We start from the raw sequence: 15,742 nt of genomic DNA, 5'->3' as shown, positions 1-15,742 counted from the left end.
GCCCCAGATCCCGGTCGCCCCCGGCCCGCCCCCGCTTGCGGAGCCCCGCCCGCCCCGGAGCGCTCCGGGGCGGGCGGGCCGACGTGCGAACGGGCCTCAGCGATGCGCGGGGAACTCCACCACCTGCTGATAGGTGGGCCGGTTCTGCCAGTTGATCTGCGGATGGGCCAGGCCGCCCACCGGACGCTGGACGATCGCGTCCGCGCACCACTGGTTGCCGGCGGCGCACGTACCGTCCGCCGGGTACACGGCCGCCGGGGTGGCCGCGGCCGCCTGCTTGAGCGTGGCGGTCATGGCGTCTCGGCACGCGGCGAGCGAGCCTCCCCCGCAGTACGCCCGGGCCAGCGGGCCCGACACCGGGCGGCCCAGCACCGTGCGCAGGTCCTTGTCCGCGTAGCTCCACCAGCCGTACTGGAAGGCCGATCCGGCGTGCGCGCCGGTGGGCCCGTGGCCTGCGTTGGGCGCCTCGTCGACGGAGAGCGAGGCGCGCAGGGCATCGTAGAGCGGCGCTCCGAGGCCCGGCTTGAACTCCGCCTCGACGAGCAGGGGCCACCAGGCGTCCATGATCCGGATGGCGTCCGCGTGGGCGTACCTCTTCGAACCGGGTGCGGTCTCCTTGCGTTCGGCGCCCGACGCCTGCCAGGCCGCGAGGGTGTCGATCGCGGCGCTGACGGCCGGATCGGTGGCCGGCTGACCGCGCAGCACGGCGAGCAGCTCGGGCAGCAGGTTCTCGGCGCGCAGGTCGGTGACGGCCGCGTCCGCCATGGCCTGGGTGAGTTCGGCCCGGGTCACACCGCCCGCCGCGACGAGCGGTGCGACGCGCTGGTCGATGAGGTCTCCGCGGTGGACGGAGCCCATCCCGAAGCCGGCCGCGCTGTAGTCCTTGGCCTGCTTGTTGTTCCAACTGATGTAGTAGTCCTGCCCGATGGACTGCGGATGCTCGGCGGGCGGGGTGTAGTCCGCGGTGTTGGCGGCCGGGTCGAAGCCCTGCCATTCGTACTGCCGCTCGCCCAGGACGGGCAGCGCCGCGTCGACGCCCGCGGCCCGGACCGGGTTCGATCCGCTGTTGTAGTACGCCGCTTCGCGCGAGTCGGCGTAGAACCAGTTGAAGGCGTAGCCGATGTGCTGGGCCGCCTCCTGGAAGCTGCGGGCGTCCTTGACGTAGGAGGGGTCGTTCAGCATCTGGAAGCCGATGATCGAGTCGGCCTCGTGGCGGTAGGTGGAGCGCAGCGCGGTGTAGGCGACGGGCTTGCCGGCGACGGCGGCCCGGTGGGTGACGATGCCGTAGTGGGTGCGCCACACCTGCATGCGGTAGGAGCCGTTGGGGGTGGGGTCGGCGACGGAGGACTTCCAGGCGTTGGTGTGCTCCAGCTTCTCCATGGGCGTGCAGGTGCCGCGGTAGAGGTAGGAGGTGCTCGCCTTGGTGGGGGCGCCGCCGCCCGGCTCGCACAGCTCGACGGCGAAGCTGTCGGTGATGTCCTGGCCCGCGGAGGTGGCGCTCCAGGCGTAGTCCTGGCCCCGGCCGAGCTGTACGTACATGCTGACGCCGGCGAACGAGGCGCCGCGTGCGCTGATGCCGGGACCCTGGAGCTCCTGGAGCATGAGGAGTTGAGGGGCGAGGTAGCCGGTCTGCGGGCCGAACACGGCCACCGGGTGGCCGCTCGCGGTCTTCGCGCCGGAGACCAGCAGCGCGTTGGACATGCTCTGCTTGACCGGCTTCGGCGGATCGGCGGCCGCGGCGGTCGCGGCCGAGCCCGTACGGTCGTAGACGAGCGGTTCCGCGGTGACCGAGCCGGCGTCGGGCAGGGCCCGGCCCTGCGGACTGGCGGGCTTCTGGGCGTACGGGAAACGCGTGCCGTCGTGCACGGTGAGGACGGCTTCCGGGTCCTCGCGCTCGCGGAAGGACTCCCAGACGCGGGTGCCCTCCTCCAGGCCGTACGTCTGCTGCGCGGACAGCAGGGAGAGCGCGGCCTGCACCTCGCCGCCCCCGCCGCCCCCGAACAGGCCGCCGACGACGGAGGCGAGGGCGATCAGGTCGGTGAGCTTGAAGGGCTGGATCTCACCGGCGTTGGTGACGGAGTCGATGTGGCCGGTGAGCACGTACTCGCCGGGGAAGTAGCGGCCGTTCTTGGACTGGACGCGGTAGGCGTTGATGCCGTCGATGTACGCCTGCGAGTCCTCCATCGCGATCCGCCCGCGCTCGCCCTCGGTGGTCCGGATCCGGTCCACCTGGGCCTGCAGATCCGCCTCGGTGTACGGGGCCTGCGGCCAGAACTGCTGTTCCAGGCCCTGGTTGGCGAGGGCCCCTCCCGCGAAGGGGGTCAGGTCTCCGCGGCCGACGTGGCGGAAGAGGTCCATCTGCCAGAGCCGGTCCTGCGCCGCGGCGTAGCCCGCGCCGAAGGAAGTGCCGTACCGCGTGGTCCCCTTGATGTGGGGGACGCCGCTCTTCTTGTCGCGCGTGATGGTGACGTCGGAGCGGGGGCTGGTGGTGGACTCGACCTGGCCGCTGGGGACGCCGAAGGAGGCGTCGTTGAAGAAGTCGTTGACCTTCGCGTCGGTGAGCGCCGGATATCCGGCCACCAGCGAGTCGTAGCGGGTCAGTTGGTCGGACGTGTGGGCGGGCATCGTGCCGAACACCTTGTGCGCCAGGATCTGCGCGAGGGTGGCGTTGCCGCTCTGCCCGGGTGGCAGGATGTCCGAACACTGCTGGCCGCAGTAGTCGGCGACGGGCAGCGGTACGGGCACGTCGGCGCCTGCGGCGGCCGCGGCCGGGGTCAGCAGGGCCGCGCCGAGGGCGATGAGTGCGGTGGCGACGGCAGTTCGCGTACGAAGGGTGGGGCGTCGCATGCGTGCTCCTCCGTGGGGGGCAGGAAGCGGTCACGGGGGAGGGTACTGGGAGGTCTACCACTCAGTAAGATGAACGAGCGTCACTTTTGGGCCGGGTTTCCCGCGGGCGCGCCGGGTCGGAGTGTGGGGCCGGGCGCGGCGGTCCGGGGCTGCAGTAATTCCGTTGCCCCGGCGTGCGGCCAGGGAGGAAGCTCTGTGACATGTCACAGAGCAGCACAGAACTTCCCCCGCGCGCGCGACGCGGCGTCTCGGACCTCTTCACCGCCGGCGGCCGGCTCACGACCATCCCGCGCAAGGCGGCCCGGCGCGAACAGTTGCTCGCCCACCTGACCGAGACCCTGTTCGCGGTGGACCGCGACTACGCGGAGCCCGAGGTGAACGAGCTGCTGCTCACCGTCCACGAGGACTGCGCCGCCCTGCGGCGGTACCTGGTCATCGCCGGGCACCTCAGCCGTACCCGCGACGGATCCGGCTACCGGCGGGTCACGACCACGCGGTAGTGCGTCGTCAGCCGGCCGTCCTCGCCGAGGACGTGGAAGGCGACGGCCGGCGGCTCGTCGAGGTGCACGTACGCGCTCTCCCCCGACGCCGCCTCCCAGGGGAGGCGCGTCGTGGACACGACCCCGGGCGCCACCAGCAGCGGCCGCCCCGCGAACGTGGTCGCCGCGCCCGTGTGCGCGTGTCCGCACAGGAACGCCGTCACGTGCGGGTGCCGCTCGACGAGCGCTGCCAGCCGCTCCTCGCCGAACTGCCGGATCCCGTCCACGTACGGGACGTGTAGCGGGACGGGCGGGTGGTGGAAGGCGACCAGTACGGGCACTTCGCGCGGGGTGTCCGCGAGCACCCCGTCCAGCCAGGCCAGCGTCGAGTCCTCCAGGTGACCGTGGTGCTCGCCCGGGACGGACGAATCGCACACCGCGAGCACGAAGCCCTCGCCGCGCAGCACCTGGTCGACCGGGGCCGCGGAGGGCCGCTCCTCCCCCAGCAGACCGCGCCGGAAACCGGCGCGGTCGTCGTGGTTCCCGGGACAGACGATCAGGGGGTGGCGCGAGTCCAGGGCCTTGCGCGCCTCCTCGTACTGCGCGCCGGTCCCGTCATCGGTGATGTCCCCGCTGACCAGCACCGCGTCGAGCGCGTACGGGAGCGCCTCCAGGTACTCCATGACGGCGCGGGTCCGCTCGGCGGCGCGGTCGCCTCCGTCGAGGTGGACGTCGCTCAGGTGGGCGATCACGATCACGGCCGGTGGCTCCTTCTGTCCGTCGGTCTTCGGTCAGGGCTGGTCGTACCAGGAGAGGGCGGCGATCCGCCAGCCGTCCGGGGTGCGGACGAACTGGATGGCCTTCGTCCCGCCCCCCTCGAACGGTTCTCCGTCGAGGATCCCGGACTTGCCGTACTCGCCGAACCGGGACGCGATGTCGCCCACGATCTCGGTCCGCCCGGAGGTCTCCCACTCGGAGAACTCCACCAGGCGTCCGTCGGCCAGCAGCCGCTCACGCGGCGCGATGAACTCCTCCACGGTGTAGACGGCGAACTCCGGGCCTGACTTGACGATCACACCGCCCGGCAGCATCAACCGGCGGATCCGGCCCACATCGGCGCTCCGGCCGCCCCGGTTGTCGAAGGCGCCGAAGAACTCGGCGGTCAGCATGTCTATTTCGGTCCTGGACATGGCGCGACCGTAACACCGGAGCGCGCCCTTCTCCCCGCTGCCCGGATGTCGAATGCGGAGCGGACGACGGTTCCGGGCGCGGCGAGTGCTTCCGCCGGGGCTATCCCCTGTACGTCTCCAGCAGCCTGAGCCAGATCTCGCTGATCGTCGGGAAGGCCGGGACCGCGTGCCACAGCCGGTCGATCGGGACCTGCGCGGCGACCGCGATCGTCGCCGCGTGCAGGAGCTCGGCCGCGCCCGGGCCGACGAAGGTGACACCGAGGAGGACCTCGCGGTCCAGGTCCACCACCATGCGGGCGCGGCCCCGGTAGCCGTCGGCGTACAGCCCGGCGCCGGAGACCTTGCCCAGGTCGTAGTCCACGGCCCGGACGCGGTGGCCGGCCCGCTCCGCCTCGGCCAGGGTCAGGCCCACCGACGCGGCCTCGGGGTCGGTGAAGACGGCCTGCGGGACCGCCTCCGTATCGGCGGTCGCCGTGTGCGCGCCCCAACGGCCGGTGTCCAGTTCCTCGTCGCCCGCCGCGCGGGCCGCGATGACGGCCCCCGCGATCCGGGCCTGGTACTTGCCCTGGTGGGTGAGGAGCGCACGGTGGTTCACGTCGCCTACGGCGTACAGCCAGTCGATCCCCGGGACCCGGCAGCTGTCGTCCACCGCGATCCATCCGCCCGCCGCCAGGCCGACGGTGTCCAGCCCGATGTCCTCGGTGCGCGGCGCCCGGCCGGTCGCCATCAGCAGCTCGTCGGCCTCCAGCGTCTCACCGCCTTCGAGCACCACCGTGACGGGCCCGGTCGCGCCGTCCCGTACGACGGACTCGACGGCCACCCCGGTACGGACCACCGCGCCGGCCTCGCGCAACGCCTCGGCCACCAGCTCCCCGGCGAAGGGCTCCATGCGGGGCAGCAGCCCGGAGCCCCGCACGAGCACGGTCACCGCGGATCCGAGTGCCTGCCACGCGGTGGCCATCTCGGCGGCCACGACCGACCCGCCGACGATCAGGAGGCGGCCCGGAACCTCCTGCGCGGACGTCGCCTCGCGGCTGGTCCACGGGCGGGCTTCCGCGAGTCCGGGCACGTCGGGGATCACCGCCCGGGTGCCGGTCGCGACGACGACGGCATGCCGGGCGGAGAGCACGTGGTGCTCTCCTTCGGGGCTGGTCACGGTGACCTTCCGGACGCCGTAGAGCCGGCCGTGGCCCCGGTAGACATCGGCGCCGATCGACTCCAGCCAGTCGATCTGGCCGTCGTCCTTCCAGCTGCCGGTCCAGTAGTCCCGGTGCGCGAACACCGCCTGCGCGTCCAGCGGCCCGCCCACCGCCGAGGCGAGGCCGGGCACCCGGCGTGCGTCCGCGCGCGCCAGCGCGGGCCGCAGCAGGGCCTTGCTGGGCACGCACGCCCAGTAAGAGCACTCGCCGCCCACCAGCTCGCTCTCGACCAGGGCCGTACGAAGCCCTGCGGCGCGGGTCCGGTCCACGATGTTCTCGCCCACCGGCCCGCCACCGAGCACCACTACGTCGTACTCCACCGCTTCAGTCATGCGGGCCAGTCTCACAGGGAGAGGGCCCCGCACGCACTCAGGCGTCCGGCGTGCCGGACTCCCCGGCGCCGTCCGCCGCCGCCCCGCCCGCGGCGCCGTTCTTCTCCGCGGCGATCTTCGCGCGCACCTCGTCCATGTCCAGGGCACGGGCCTGCGCGATGAGGTCCGTGAGCGCGACCTCCGGCAGGGCCCCGGGCTGGGCGAAGATCGCCACCTGGTCGCGGACGATCATCAGGGTCGGGATCGAGCTGATCTCGAAGGCGCCGGCCAGCTCCTGCTGCGCCTCGGTGTCCACCTTGGCGAAGACCAGGTCGGGATTGGCCTCGGCGGCCTTCTCGTAGACCGGGGCGAACTGCAGGCAGGGGCGGCACCAGCCCGCCCAGAAGTCGATCAGGACGAACGGGTTCTCGCTCACCGTCTGATCGAAGTTCTCCTTGGTGAGTTCGACAGTAGCCACGGTTCTCCAGCCCTCCTGATTGCCCTATCGCTTTCATCTCACTGAACGAACGGCCCGCGCGAAGCATTCCTGGCCCGCCCGACGATCTCGACCGTCCCGCCTCGCACGGGGGACCTCACCGACGGCGACGCCGCCGAGGGCGGAGCGATCGCCGGTCCGGATCAGCGCTCCAGAACGAGAGCGATGCCCTGGCCCACACCGATGCAGAGTGCGGCCACACCGGTACCCGAGCCCGCCGCCGCGAGCTGGTGGGCCACCGAGCCCGCCAGCCGGGCGCCCGAAGCTCCGAGCGGGTGACCGATGGCGATGGCACCGCCCCGCGGGTTGACCAGGGCCGGATCCAGACCCGGCCACAGGGCGAGGCAGCCCAACGCCTGCGCCGCGAACGCCTCGTTGAGTTCGAAGGTGGTCAGGTCCCCGAAACCGCGACCCGCCTTGGCCAGCGCGCGCTCGACGGCCTCCACCGGTCCCAGGCCGAAGAGTTGGGGCTCGATCCCGGTGACGGCGGACGTACTGATCCGGGCCAGCGGTTCCCGTCCGGTGGCGGCGAGACCCTCCTCGTCGGTCAACAGCAGCGCGGCGGCCCCGTCGTTGAGCGGTGACGCGTTGGCCGCGGTCACCGTCCCCGTGCCGTCGCTCCGGAAGGCCGGCTTCAGCCGCGCCAGCGCCTCGGCCGTGGAGCCTTCCCGGATGCACTCGTCGCGCGCGAGCTCCACATCCGCGTACGGGACGACCTCGGCGTCGTACTGCCCCGCCGCCCAGGCGGCGGCCGCCTTGCGGTGGCTCTCCAGCGCGAAGGCGTCCTGCGCAGCGCGGGTGATTCCGTGCTTGTCGGCGACGAGCTCGGCGCCCTCGCCGAGGGAACCGGTCCACTCGGCCGGCATCCTCGGGTTGGTCATCCGCCAGCCGAGGGTGGTGGACCACATCTGCTGGTGCCCGGCGGGGAAGGCCCGCTCCGGCTTCTGCACGACCCACGGCGCGCGGGACATCGACTCGACGCCGCCCGCGATGGCGACGGAGGCGTCACCCAGCGCGATGGCGCGGGCCGCCTGGACCACGGCCTCGAGACCGGATCCGCAGAGCCGGTTGACGGTCACCCCGGGCACGGTCACGGGCAGCCCTGCGAGCAGCACCGCCATGCGCGCCACGTCGCGGTTGTCCTCCCCCGCGCCGTTGGCGTCGCCGAAGACGACGTCGTCGATGCGGGCCGGATCGAGTGCGGGCGTACGGTCCACGAGGGCGCGTACCACGTGCGCGGCGAGGTCGTCGGGGCGGATCCCGGCGAGGGCGCCGCCGAACTTGCCGATCGGGGTGCGGACGGCGTCGACGACGTAGACGTCGCGGACGGTACGGATGCTCATGGAGTCCCTCCTGGGCGGCCGGGTGGCGGCGCCCTCACCAGCGCCGCGGTTCGGCACGGCGCGCGCTCCGCCCGCGCCCTGTGGGGCGCGCCCGAAGTCTCCGTCCGCCGCTCCCCGCGTGTCAACGCCTCCCCGCCTGCGGCTATGCCACGGCGCCGGGCCCGCGCCCGTCCTCGGCGGTCCGGGGCTCCGCGCGGGCCGCTCGCCCACGGGAGCCGCCCCGACGGGGGCCGAGCGACGGAACGGCACGGGGCCCCCGGCCACGGTGCCCGGCCACGCCCACGCCCACGGCCGGGGTCCCCGGTCCGGGGGCGGGGCCGTCACGTGGAGTCGCGGGCCACCGCCACCGCCGCCATCAGGTCGTGCCTGCGCACGACCTCCGACGGTTCCCGGACCGCCCGGTCCACCAGCCCCGCCAGCCGTTCGCCCGTCGGCATCTCGATCTGGACCGTGCTGAGCCTCGGCCGCAGCAGCCTGCCGATCAGCAGGTCGTCCGCGCCGATGACCGCCACGTCCTGCGGCACCCGCAGCCCCGCGTCCTGGAACGCGCGCATCAGCAGCATCGCGTACTCGTCGTTGTACGCGAACACCGCCTCCAGTCCGAGCCCGGCCCACCGGTCCGCCAGCGCCGCCGCCGACTCCTCCGAATAGGCCATCGCGAGGGGAACGACCTCGGCGCCCTCCACCGACCGCGCGACGGACCGCGCGCCCTCCAGCCGGGGCGTGGAGAACAGCTCCAGCCCCTCCTCCCGCGGGACGATGACGCCGATCCGGCGCCGTCCCCGGTCCACCAGGTGCGCCGCCGCCCGCGCGCCGACCTCCGCCTGGTCCATGACCAGCGCGTGCGCCCCCGGGACGCTGTCCGGGCCCGTCGTTATCACCGCGCGCGCCCCCGCCCGCTTGAGCGTGGCGACGTTGTGCGCCGACAGCGCGATCTCGCCGAGGGAGATCACCGCCACCGGCCGCAGCTCCGCCCAGGCCCGCGCCGCCTCGTCCCCGCTCAGGCCGAGGCTCCCGTACTGGACCACCGTGTAGTCCAGGCGGCGCAGTGCCCACTGCAACTCGTTGAGGAAGGTGCTGTACAGCGGGCCGATCGGCACGTGGGAGGTGGGCAGCAGGACGATGCGCGTGTGCCCGGCGCGCAGGCTGCGAGCGGCCGCGTGGGGTACGTAGCCCAGCTCCTCGGCGGCCTCGCGCACCTTGCGGCGGGTCGGCTCGCTGATGCGTACGGCTTCCGCGTTGTTCAGTACGTACGAGACGGTCGCGCGCGACACCCCGGCGAGGCGGGCCACGTCGGCGCTGGTCGGCACGGGCGGAGCCGGTACGGGCGGAGCCGGTACGGCGGCGGACCGCGGGGGCCGCTTCGCCGGTGCGCGCCGCGCGGCCGGTGACGACGGCGGCTCGGACTGGTTCGGCGGGTTCGGCGGGTTCGGTGACTTCGGCGGCTTCGGTGACTGAGACATTGCCGCCGCATCTTTCCAGACCGGTTGCGTTCAGGGGCTCGCGGATGGCCGGAAACGAGTGCCACGGCCTTCGCCGAACGACCTGGTGGAGTCCCTCCCGGCCGGTGCGGAGCTCGCCATCGGGCACTCCCTCGGCGGCCTCGCCCTTTCGCTCGCCGTCGGACGGCTGAAGCCGGAGCGTGCCGTGTTCTCCGACCCGGGTCCTGGTGGAGCGGGGCTTCGAGGTCCGCTCGGTGGCGGGCGCCGGACACACCGTCCACCGGGACGACTTCGAGGGGTTCATGGCTTCCCCCGAGGGCTGGATCTGACCGGCGGCCCGCAGCCCGGCCCCCGACCGCGCGTACGTCCGCCAACGCCCGGTTCCACCCAGTAGCCTCACCCGGATGACGGCAATCTCCCACCACAACAGCAACGGCAGCAACGGCAGCAACGGCAGCAACGGTCACGTCGAGCAGCCCGGACGTGACGGGGTCACCGCGACCGCCGAGGCCGATCCGCACGCCATCGGGCCGGTGCAGACCTCGTACGCCCCCGATCGGGACGGGGATCCCGACCCCGGCGAGATCGTCTGGACCTGGGTCCCGTTCGAGGAGAACGACGGACGCGGGAAGGACCGTCCGGTGCTGGTCGTGGCGCGGGAGGGGAGCGGCACGCTCCTGGCCGTGCAGCTGTCCAGCAAGCGGCACGACCACGACAGGGAGTGGGTCCCCATCGGGACCGGGCCCTGGGACGGTGCGGGCCGGGAGTCCTGGGTCGACGTGGACCGGGTGCTGCGCGTCCACGAGGAGGGCATGCGGCGCGAGGCCTGCGCGCTGGACCGGGGACGCTTCCAGCTGGTGGTCGACCGGCTGCGCGAGCGGTACGGCTGGCGCTAGACCGGGGCGCCGGGCTCCGGCCGGGGCCCCGGCCGGGGCCAGGGCGCGGCCGCGCCGGCCCGGAGCCGGGGCCGGACCCGTCACATGAGCTCCGCCAGCACCCTCTCGAACGCCTCGCGCGTCTGCGGCTTGCGGTCCAGCACCCCGAACACGACCCGCTCGAACACTCCGGCGAACCGCCCGGCCAGCAGGCCCCGGAAGGCCTCCGCCACCTGGGACGGGTCGTTCTGGAACACACCGCACCCCCAGGCGCCCAGCACCAGGTCCCGGTACCCGTGCAGGGCCGCCACCCCCAGCACCAGCTCCGCCCGGCGCGCGAGCGCGGCGGGGATCCCGGGCACGCGCTCCGGCTCCTGGCGGCGGATCGTGCCCGCGTTCGGCGCCGGGGAGGTGAGGAAACCGGCCCGGAACGGGGTCTCCAGGAGGCGGCCGCGGTCGTCGCGGAAAACGGGGACCCCGGGTGAGTGAATCACCCGGTCGGTGTAGAAGGTACTGACCTCGGCGCGGTGGACCTCGTAGTACTCCGGGGCCTCCAGGAGGGTCTCGTACAGGGCCGAGGCGCGGCACAGGGCTTCCTCCTGCGCCTTGGCCCCGCGGACGTACCCGCCCCCGGGATTGCGGGCCGAGGCGAAGTTCAGGACGGCCACCGCGGACGTCCCGGGGTGGCCCGCCGCGAGCCTGCGGGCCGCTTCGGTGCTGCTTTCGCCGGTGACCTCCACGACGGTCCGGCCGACCCCCACTCGGACCGTTTCGCCTGGAACGACCGGATTCGGTCCATATATCCTGGTTCCTGCCTTGGCCTCCGCCACGGCGGCGGCCAGCGCCACCTGCCGCCCCGACGGCGCCCGGTACCCGCCGGCCGCCACGATCTCCGCGTTCTCTCGCGCGATCTCGCGCAACCTGCTGCTCATGCTGTGATGTTCGGCGCTTCACGCAAGCAGAAGCAAGGGATTTGCGCCCCTAGGGACGGGTAGGCACGGGTGATGGCAAAGCCGCAGACGCGAGACGAGGGCCCCGTCATGCCCCATGATCCACCCCGCCTGACCGAAGCCACCGCCGAGGAACTGATCCACGGCATCTGTTTCAAGACCGGTCCGCCCCGCCTGCTCGGGGCCGAGCTCGAATGGCTGGTGTTCGACGCGGAACGCCCCGGCGACCCCCTGTCCCGCGAGCGGCTGGCGGCAGCGCACGACGCGGCCCGCGCGCTGCCCCTGGGCTCCGTCGTCACCGTCGAGCCCGGCGGCCAGCTGGAGCTGAGCTCGGCCCCCGCCGCCTCGCTCACCGCGTGCGTGGACGGCCTCCAGGCCGATCTGGCGTCCGTACGGGGCGTCCTGCGCACTCAGGGCCTGGTCCTGCGCGGCCTGGGCCAGGATCCGCGCCTGCCGTACCGCCGGATGCTGACCAGCGCCCGCTACCAGGCGATGGAGACCTACTTCGACCGTACCGGCCCGGCCGGACGCGCCATGATGTGCGCCTCCGCGTCCGTGCAGGTGTGCGTGGACGCCGGCCACGAGGAGCCCGGCCCCCTGGGGTACGGCCGCCGCTGGCGCCTCGCCCACCTGCTGGGAGCCGTGCTGGTCGCCGCCTTCGCCAACTCCCCCGCGCACGAAGGCCCGTACGCCGGCTGGCGCTGCGCCCGCCAAGGCGTCTGGAACGACCTCGACACCCGGCGCTCCCTCGCCCCGCCGCTGGACGCGGAGCCGCGCGGCGCGTGGACCCGCACGGCGCTGGACACCGAGGTGCTGTGCGTGCGCGCGGACGGGGACGAGCCCTGGGCTGTGCCGCACGGGCTGACCTTCCGCGACTGGGTGCGCTCCGCCGACCCGCACCCGCCGACCGCGGACGACCTGGACTACCACCTGACCACGCTCTTCCCGCCGGTCCGGCCCCGCGGACATCTGGAGCTGCGCATGATCGACGCGCAGCCCGGTGACGACGGCTGGCTGGTTCCGGTGGCCGTCGTGCACGCCCTGTTCGACGACCCGGAGGCGGCGGAGACCGCCTACCGGGTGGCCAAGGGCCTCGCCGACTCCTACGGAGCGCATCCCGCGCCCCGCAATCCGCTGTGGCGGACCGCCGCGCGGCACGGGCTGTCCGATCCCGAGCTGAGGGCCGCCGCCCGGGCGTGCTTCCGGGCCGCGAACGAGGCGCTGCCCCGGCTGGGCGCGGGCGCCCACGTCCGGGACACGGTGGCCGAGTTCACCGAACGCTATGTGTCGCGCGGCCGCTGCCCCGCCGACGACCGGCTCACACAGGAGCCGGGCGCGCAGTCGCAGCCGACCGGCGAGGAGGCCCGTTCATGACCACCGGACCGGAACCCCTGCGCGAGCGGGCCGCCGCCGCGCTGGCCGCCGCGCGGCTGCGCACGGCCGGCCTCACCGACGCCGTCCCCGACGGGGACCTGACGGCCCAGCACTCTCCCCTCATGTCGCCGCTGGTGTGGGACCTCGCCCACATCGGGAACATGGAGGAGCTCTGGCTGCTGCGCAACGTGGCCGGACGCGAGTCCATGCACCCCGAGATAGACCCGCTCTACGACGCTTTCGAGCATCCCCGGTCGGAGCGGCCCAAGTTGCCCCTCCTGGCCCCGGACGAGGCCCGCCGCTACGCCGCCGAGGTGCGCGGGCGGGTCTTCGACCTCCTGGAGCGCACACCGCTGGAGGGCACCGCCCTCCTGGACGGGGGCTACGTCTTCGGGATGATCGCGCAGCACGAACAGCAGCACGACGAAACGATGCTGATCACCCACCAGTTGCGCCGGGGAGCGCCCGTACTGGCGGCCCCCGAACCGGACCCGCCCCAGGGCCCACCACCCTCCGCGGCCGAAGTCCTCGTACCCGGTGGCCCGTTCACGATGGGCACCTCCGCCGAGCCGTGGTCGCTGGACAACGAACGTCCCGGGCACGTCCGCGAGGTCGACGCGTTCTGGATCGACACGGTGCCGGTGACCAACGCCGCGTACCAGGCGTTCATGGCGGACGGCGGCTACCGCGAGGAGCGGTGGTGGGCGGCCGAGGGCTGGGAGCAGATCCGCGGGCACGGCATCGAGGCCCCGCTCTTCTGGCGCCGTGAGGGCGGTACGTGGCTGCGCCGCCGCTTCGGGGTCACCGAGCCGGTGCCCGGGGACGAGCCGGTGCTGCACGTCAGCTGGTACGAGGCCGACGCGTACGCCCGCTGGGCCGGGCGCAGGCTGCCCACCGAGGCGGAGTGGGAGAAGGCCGCCCGCCACGATCCGGCGACCGGCCGCTCCACACGCTATCCGTGGGGCGACGCGGACCCCACCCCGGCGCACGCCAACCTGGGCCAGCGCCATCTGCGGCCGGCCCGCGCGGGCGCGTACCCGGCGGGTGCCTCTCCCCTGGGGGTGCGCCAGCTGATCGGTGACGTGTGGGAGTGGACCTCCTCCGACTTCCTGCCCTATCCCGGCTTCCGCGCGTTCCCCTACCGGGAGTACTCGGAGGTGTTCTTCGGTCCGGAGCACAAGGTGCTGCGCGGCGGCTCCTTCGCCGTGGACCAGGTGGCCTGCCGGGGCACCTTCCGCAACTGGGACCTGCCGGTGCGCCGGCAGATCTTCTCCGGATTCCGGACCGCGCGGAGCGCGCACGCCCCGGGGCGGGCACCGGGCGCCAACACGCCGACGGCGGGCGGTGCCTGATGTGCCGTCACCTTGCTTATCTGGGACCGACGGTCACCCTCGGACGGCTGCTGAGCGATCCGGAGCACTCGTTCGTGCGCCAGTCCTGGGAACCCCGTCGCCAGCGCCACGGCACGATCAACGCCGACGGCTTCGGCATCGGCTGGTACGCGCAGGGCGATCCGGTGCCCGCCCGCTACCGGCGGGCCGGTCCGGTCTGGGGCGACCTGACCTTCGCCGACCTCGCGCGCGTGGTCCGCAGCGGGGCCGTACTGGCCGCCGTCCGCGACGCCACGCGCGCCGGGGCGGACGGGGAAGCGGCGGCCGCGCCGTTCGCCGAGGGGCGCTGGCTGTTCAGCCACAACGGAGTGATCCGGGACTGGCCCGACGCCGCCGCACCGCTCGCGGCCGCGCTGCCGCCCCGGGAACTGCTCTCGCTGGCCGCCACGACGGACTCGGCGCTGATCTGGGCGCTGGTCCTGCACCGGCTGCGCGAGGGGGACGGTCTCGGTGCGGCGCTCGCCGCGCCGGTCCGCGAGCTGGCGGCGGCCGCCCCCGGCTCCAGGCTGAACCTGTTGCTGACCGACGGCCGGACGATCGCGGCGACGGCCTGGGGGGATTCCCTCTGGTACCTGGCCGACCCGGAAGCCCGGCGCGTCGTGGTGGCGTCGGAGCCCTACGACGACGACCAGCGCTGGTGCGAAGTCCCCGACCGGACCCTGCTGACCGCCACCCGCACGCGGGTCGATCTCGTCTCCTTGACGGAGGTCCCCGCCGGCGCCCCTCACCAAGGAGACGAAGGCCTGTGAACGACTTCCGAGTGACCCGCACGCTCGACGAGCACGCCGCCGACGCGGCGCTGCGCACGGACGTGCTGCACGGGCTGACCCGGAGCCCCAAGACGCTGCCGCCCAAGTGGCTCTACGACGCGCGGGGCAGTGAACTCTTCGAGGAGATCACCCGGTTGCCCGAGTACTACCCGACGCGCGCCGAGCGGGAGATCCTGCTGGAACGGGCGCAGGAGATCGCCTCGGTGAGCGGCGCCCGCACCTTGGTGGAGCTGGGTTCCGGCTCCTCGGAGAAGACCCGGCACCTGATCGAGGCGATGCCCGCGCTGGACACGTACGTACCGGTGGACGTGAGCGAGAGCGCGCTGACCGGAGCGGCCGAGGCGCTGCTCGCGGAGCATCCGGGGCTACGGGTGCACGCGCTCCTGGCCGATTTCACGCGGCCGATGCGGTTGCCCGACACGCCCGGACCGCGGCTCGTGGTGTTCCTGGGCGGCACGATCGGCAATCTGCTGCCCGCGGAGCGCGCCGTGTTCCTCGCGGACGTGCGGGCGATGCTGTCGCCGGGGGACGCCCTGCTCATGGGGACGGACCTGGTGAAGGACGAGGCCGTGCTGGTGGCGGCGTACGACGACGCGCAAGGGGTGACGGCGGAGTTCGACAAGAACGTACTGAACGTCATCGACCGGGAGTTGGGGGCGGACTTCCACACCGCCGACTTCTCGCACGTGGCGGTGTGGAACCGGGAGCACGAGTGGATCGAGATGCGGCTGCGGGCCCGGGAGCAGGTGGTGGTGAAGATCAGGGCGCTGGATCTGGAGGTGCGGTTCGAGGCGGGTGAGGAGATCTTGACGGAGATCTCGGCGAAGTTCCGTCAGGAGGGAGTCCAGAAGGAACTCGCCGCGGCGGGGCTCGACTTGACCCATTGGTGGACGGACGCCGCGGGTCGCTTCGCCCTGTCCCTGTCGGTGGCCGACGGCATCGGCACGGACGGCTGGGCGGGTACGCCCGGGAGCACGGGCCGCGCCGCGGGCTCCGGCGCGCCGCACACCGCGGCCTGAGCGGCTGCCGTGAGGTCCCGCCGGTGCGCGTACCGGCCCGGCGGGATCCGCGGCAG

At 73.5% G+C, this 15,742-nt stretch carries 15 protein-coding genes and 1 pseudogene; 8 read left to right on the top strand and 8 right to left on the bottom strand.

Going from position 1 to position 15,742, the window contains the following annotated elements; translation table 11 throughout:
• Positions 1 to 96: 96 nt before the first annotated feature.
• Positions 97 to 2,847: a penicillin acylase family protein gene (locus ABZY44_RS28550; RefSeq protein WP_356658720.1), complete on the bottom strand. Its 2,751-nt coding sequence runs from the start codon at positions 2,845 to 2,847 to the stop codon at positions 97 to 99.
• A gap of 200 nt (positions 2,848 to 3,047) precedes the next feature.
• Between ABZY44_RS28550 and ABZY44_RS28545 the strand changes: the two genes are divergently transcribed.
• Positions 3,048 to 3,347, top strand: a complete 300-nt coding sequence (locus ABZY44_RS28545) for a DUF2087 domain-containing protein (protein WP_356658718.1) — start codon at positions 3,048 to 3,050, stop codon at positions 3,345 to 3,347.
• On the opposite strand, the gene ABZY44_RS28540 is transcribed toward ABZY44_RS28545, so the two are convergent.
• The 6 genes from ABZY44_RS28540 to ABZY44_RS28515 form a co-directional block, all read right to left on the bottom strand.
• On the bottom strand, positions 3,320 to 4,084 hold the full coding sequence (locus tag ABZY44_RS28540) for a phosphodiesterase (protein WP_356658716.1): 765 nt from the start codon (positions 4,082 to 4,084) through the stop codon (positions 3,320 to 3,322). The genes ABZY44_RS28545 and ABZY44_RS28540 overlap by 28 nt on opposite strands.
• 33 nt (positions 4,085 to 4,117) lie before the next feature.
• On the bottom strand, positions 4,118 to 4,516 hold the full coding sequence (locus ABZY44_RS28535) for a DUF4440 domain-containing protein (protein ID WP_356658714.1): 399 nt from the start codon (positions 4,514 to 4,516) through the stop codon (positions 4,118 to 4,120).
• Positions 4,517 to 4,616: 100 nt separating this feature from the next.
• Positions 4,617 to 6,047, bottom strand: a complete 1,431-nt coding sequence (locus ABZY44_RS28530) for an NAD(P)/FAD-dependent oxidoreductase (RefSeq protein ID WP_356658712.1) — start codon at positions 6,045 to 6,047, stop codon at positions 4,617 to 4,619.
• Between the two features lie 37 nt (positions 6,048 to 6,084).
• Complete coding sequence (locus ABZY44_RS28525) at positions 6,085 to 6,504, bottom strand: thioredoxin family protein (RefSeq protein WP_356658710.1); 420 nt, start codon at positions 6,502 to 6,504, stop codon at positions 6,085 to 6,087.
• A gap of 161 nt (positions 6,505 to 6,665) precedes the next feature.
• Positions 6,666 to 7,865: a thiolase family protein gene (locus tag ABZY44_RS28520; protein ID WP_356658708.1), complete on the bottom strand. Its 1,200-nt coding sequence runs from the start codon at positions 7,863 to 7,865 to the stop codon at positions 6,666 to 6,668.
• A 320-nt stretch (positions 7,866 to 8,185) separates the two neighbouring features.
• Complete coding sequence (locus tag ABZY44_RS28515; RefSeq protein WP_356658722.1) at positions 8,186 to 9,175, bottom strand: LacI family DNA-binding transcriptional regulator; 990 nt, start codon at positions 9,173 to 9,175, stop codon at positions 8,186 to 8,188.
• Between ABZY44_RS28515 and ABZY44_RS28510 the strand changes: the two genes are divergently transcribed.
• The 3 genes and pseudogenes from ABZY44_RS28510 (at position 9,105) to ABZY44_RS28500 (ending at position 10,203) form a co-directional block, all read left to right on the top strand.
• The gene (locus tag ABZY44_RS28510) at positions 9,105 to 9,323 is read left to right on the top strand and encodes a hypothetical protein (protein ID WP_356658724.1); all 219 of its coding nucleotides are present in this window, start codon (positions 9,105 to 9,107) and stop codon (positions 9,321 to 9,323) included. The two genes, ABZY44_RS28515 and ABZY44_RS28510, sit on opposite strands and share 71 nt — an antisense overlap.
• An 81-nt stretch (positions 9,324 to 9,404) precedes the next feature.
• Positions 9,405 to 9,636: pseudogene (locus tag ABZY44_RS28505) on the top strand (alpha/beta hydrolase); the annotation flags it as partial.
• 75 nt (positions 9,637 to 9,711) lie between these two features.
• Positions 9,712 to 10,203 carry a type II toxin-antitoxin system PemK/MazF family toxin gene (locus ABZY44_RS28500; RefSeq protein WP_356658706.1) on the top strand — a complete coding sequence of 164 codons (492 nt, stop codon included), beginning with the start codon at positions 9,712 to 9,714 and terminating at the stop codon, positions 10,201 to 10,203.
• A gap of 80 nt (positions 10,204 to 10,283) precedes the next feature.
• Here the strand turns inward: ABZY44_RS28500 and ABZY44_RS28495 are convergent, their stop codons facing one another.
• Positions 10,284 to 11,114: a TIGR02452 family protein gene (locus tag ABZY44_RS28495; RefSeq protein ID WP_356658704.1), complete on the bottom strand. Its 831-nt coding sequence runs from the start codon at positions 11,112 to 11,114 to the stop codon at positions 10,284 to 10,286.
• Positions 11,115 to 11,222: 108 nt separating this feature from the next.
• Here ABZY44_RS28495 and egtA point away from each other — a divergent pair, with 108 nt between their 5' ends.
• Genes egtA through egtD form a run of 4 tightly spaced genes read left to right on the top strand, consistent with a single transcriptional unit; the run spans position 11,223 to position 15,686 of the window.
• The gene (gene egtA / locus ABZY44_RS28490) at positions 11,223 to 12,506 is read left to right on the top strand and encodes an ergothioneine biosynthesis glutamate--cysteine ligase EgtA (RefSeq protein ID WP_356658702.1); all 1,284 of its coding nucleotides are present in this window, start codon (positions 11,223 to 11,225) and stop codon (positions 12,504 to 12,506) included.
• A complete protein-coding gene (egtB, locus tag ABZY44_RS28485) occupies positions 12,503 to 13,858 on the top strand; it encodes an ergothioneine biosynthesis protein EgtB (protein WP_356658700.1) in 1,356 nt (451 codons plus the stop codon). Before egtA ends, egtB begins: the two co-directional genes overlap by 4 nt.
• Positions 13,858 to 14,646, top strand: a complete 789-nt coding sequence (gene egtC, locus ABZY44_RS28480; RefSeq protein WP_356658698.1) for an ergothioneine biosynthesis protein EgtC — start codon at positions 13,858 to 13,860, stop codon at positions 14,644 to 14,646. Before egtB ends, egtC begins: the two co-directional genes overlap by 1 nt.
• Complete coding sequence (egtD, locus tag ABZY44_RS28475) at positions 14,643 to 15,686, top strand: L-histidine N(alpha)-methyltransferase (protein ID WP_356658696.1); 1,044 nt, start codon at positions 14,643 to 14,645, stop codon at positions 15,684 to 15,686. The genes egtC and egtD overlap by 4 nt, the downstream gene beginning before the upstream one ends.
• Positions 15,687 to 15,742 lie beyond the last annotated feature (56 nt).

This window comes from Streptomyces sp. NPDC006544 (assembly GCF_040611715.1).
Taxonomy (GTDB): Bacteria; Actinomycetota; Actinomycetes; order Streptomycetales; family Streptomycetaceae; genus Streptomyces.
This window is presented reverse-complemented; position numbering and strand designations above follow the sequence as displayed.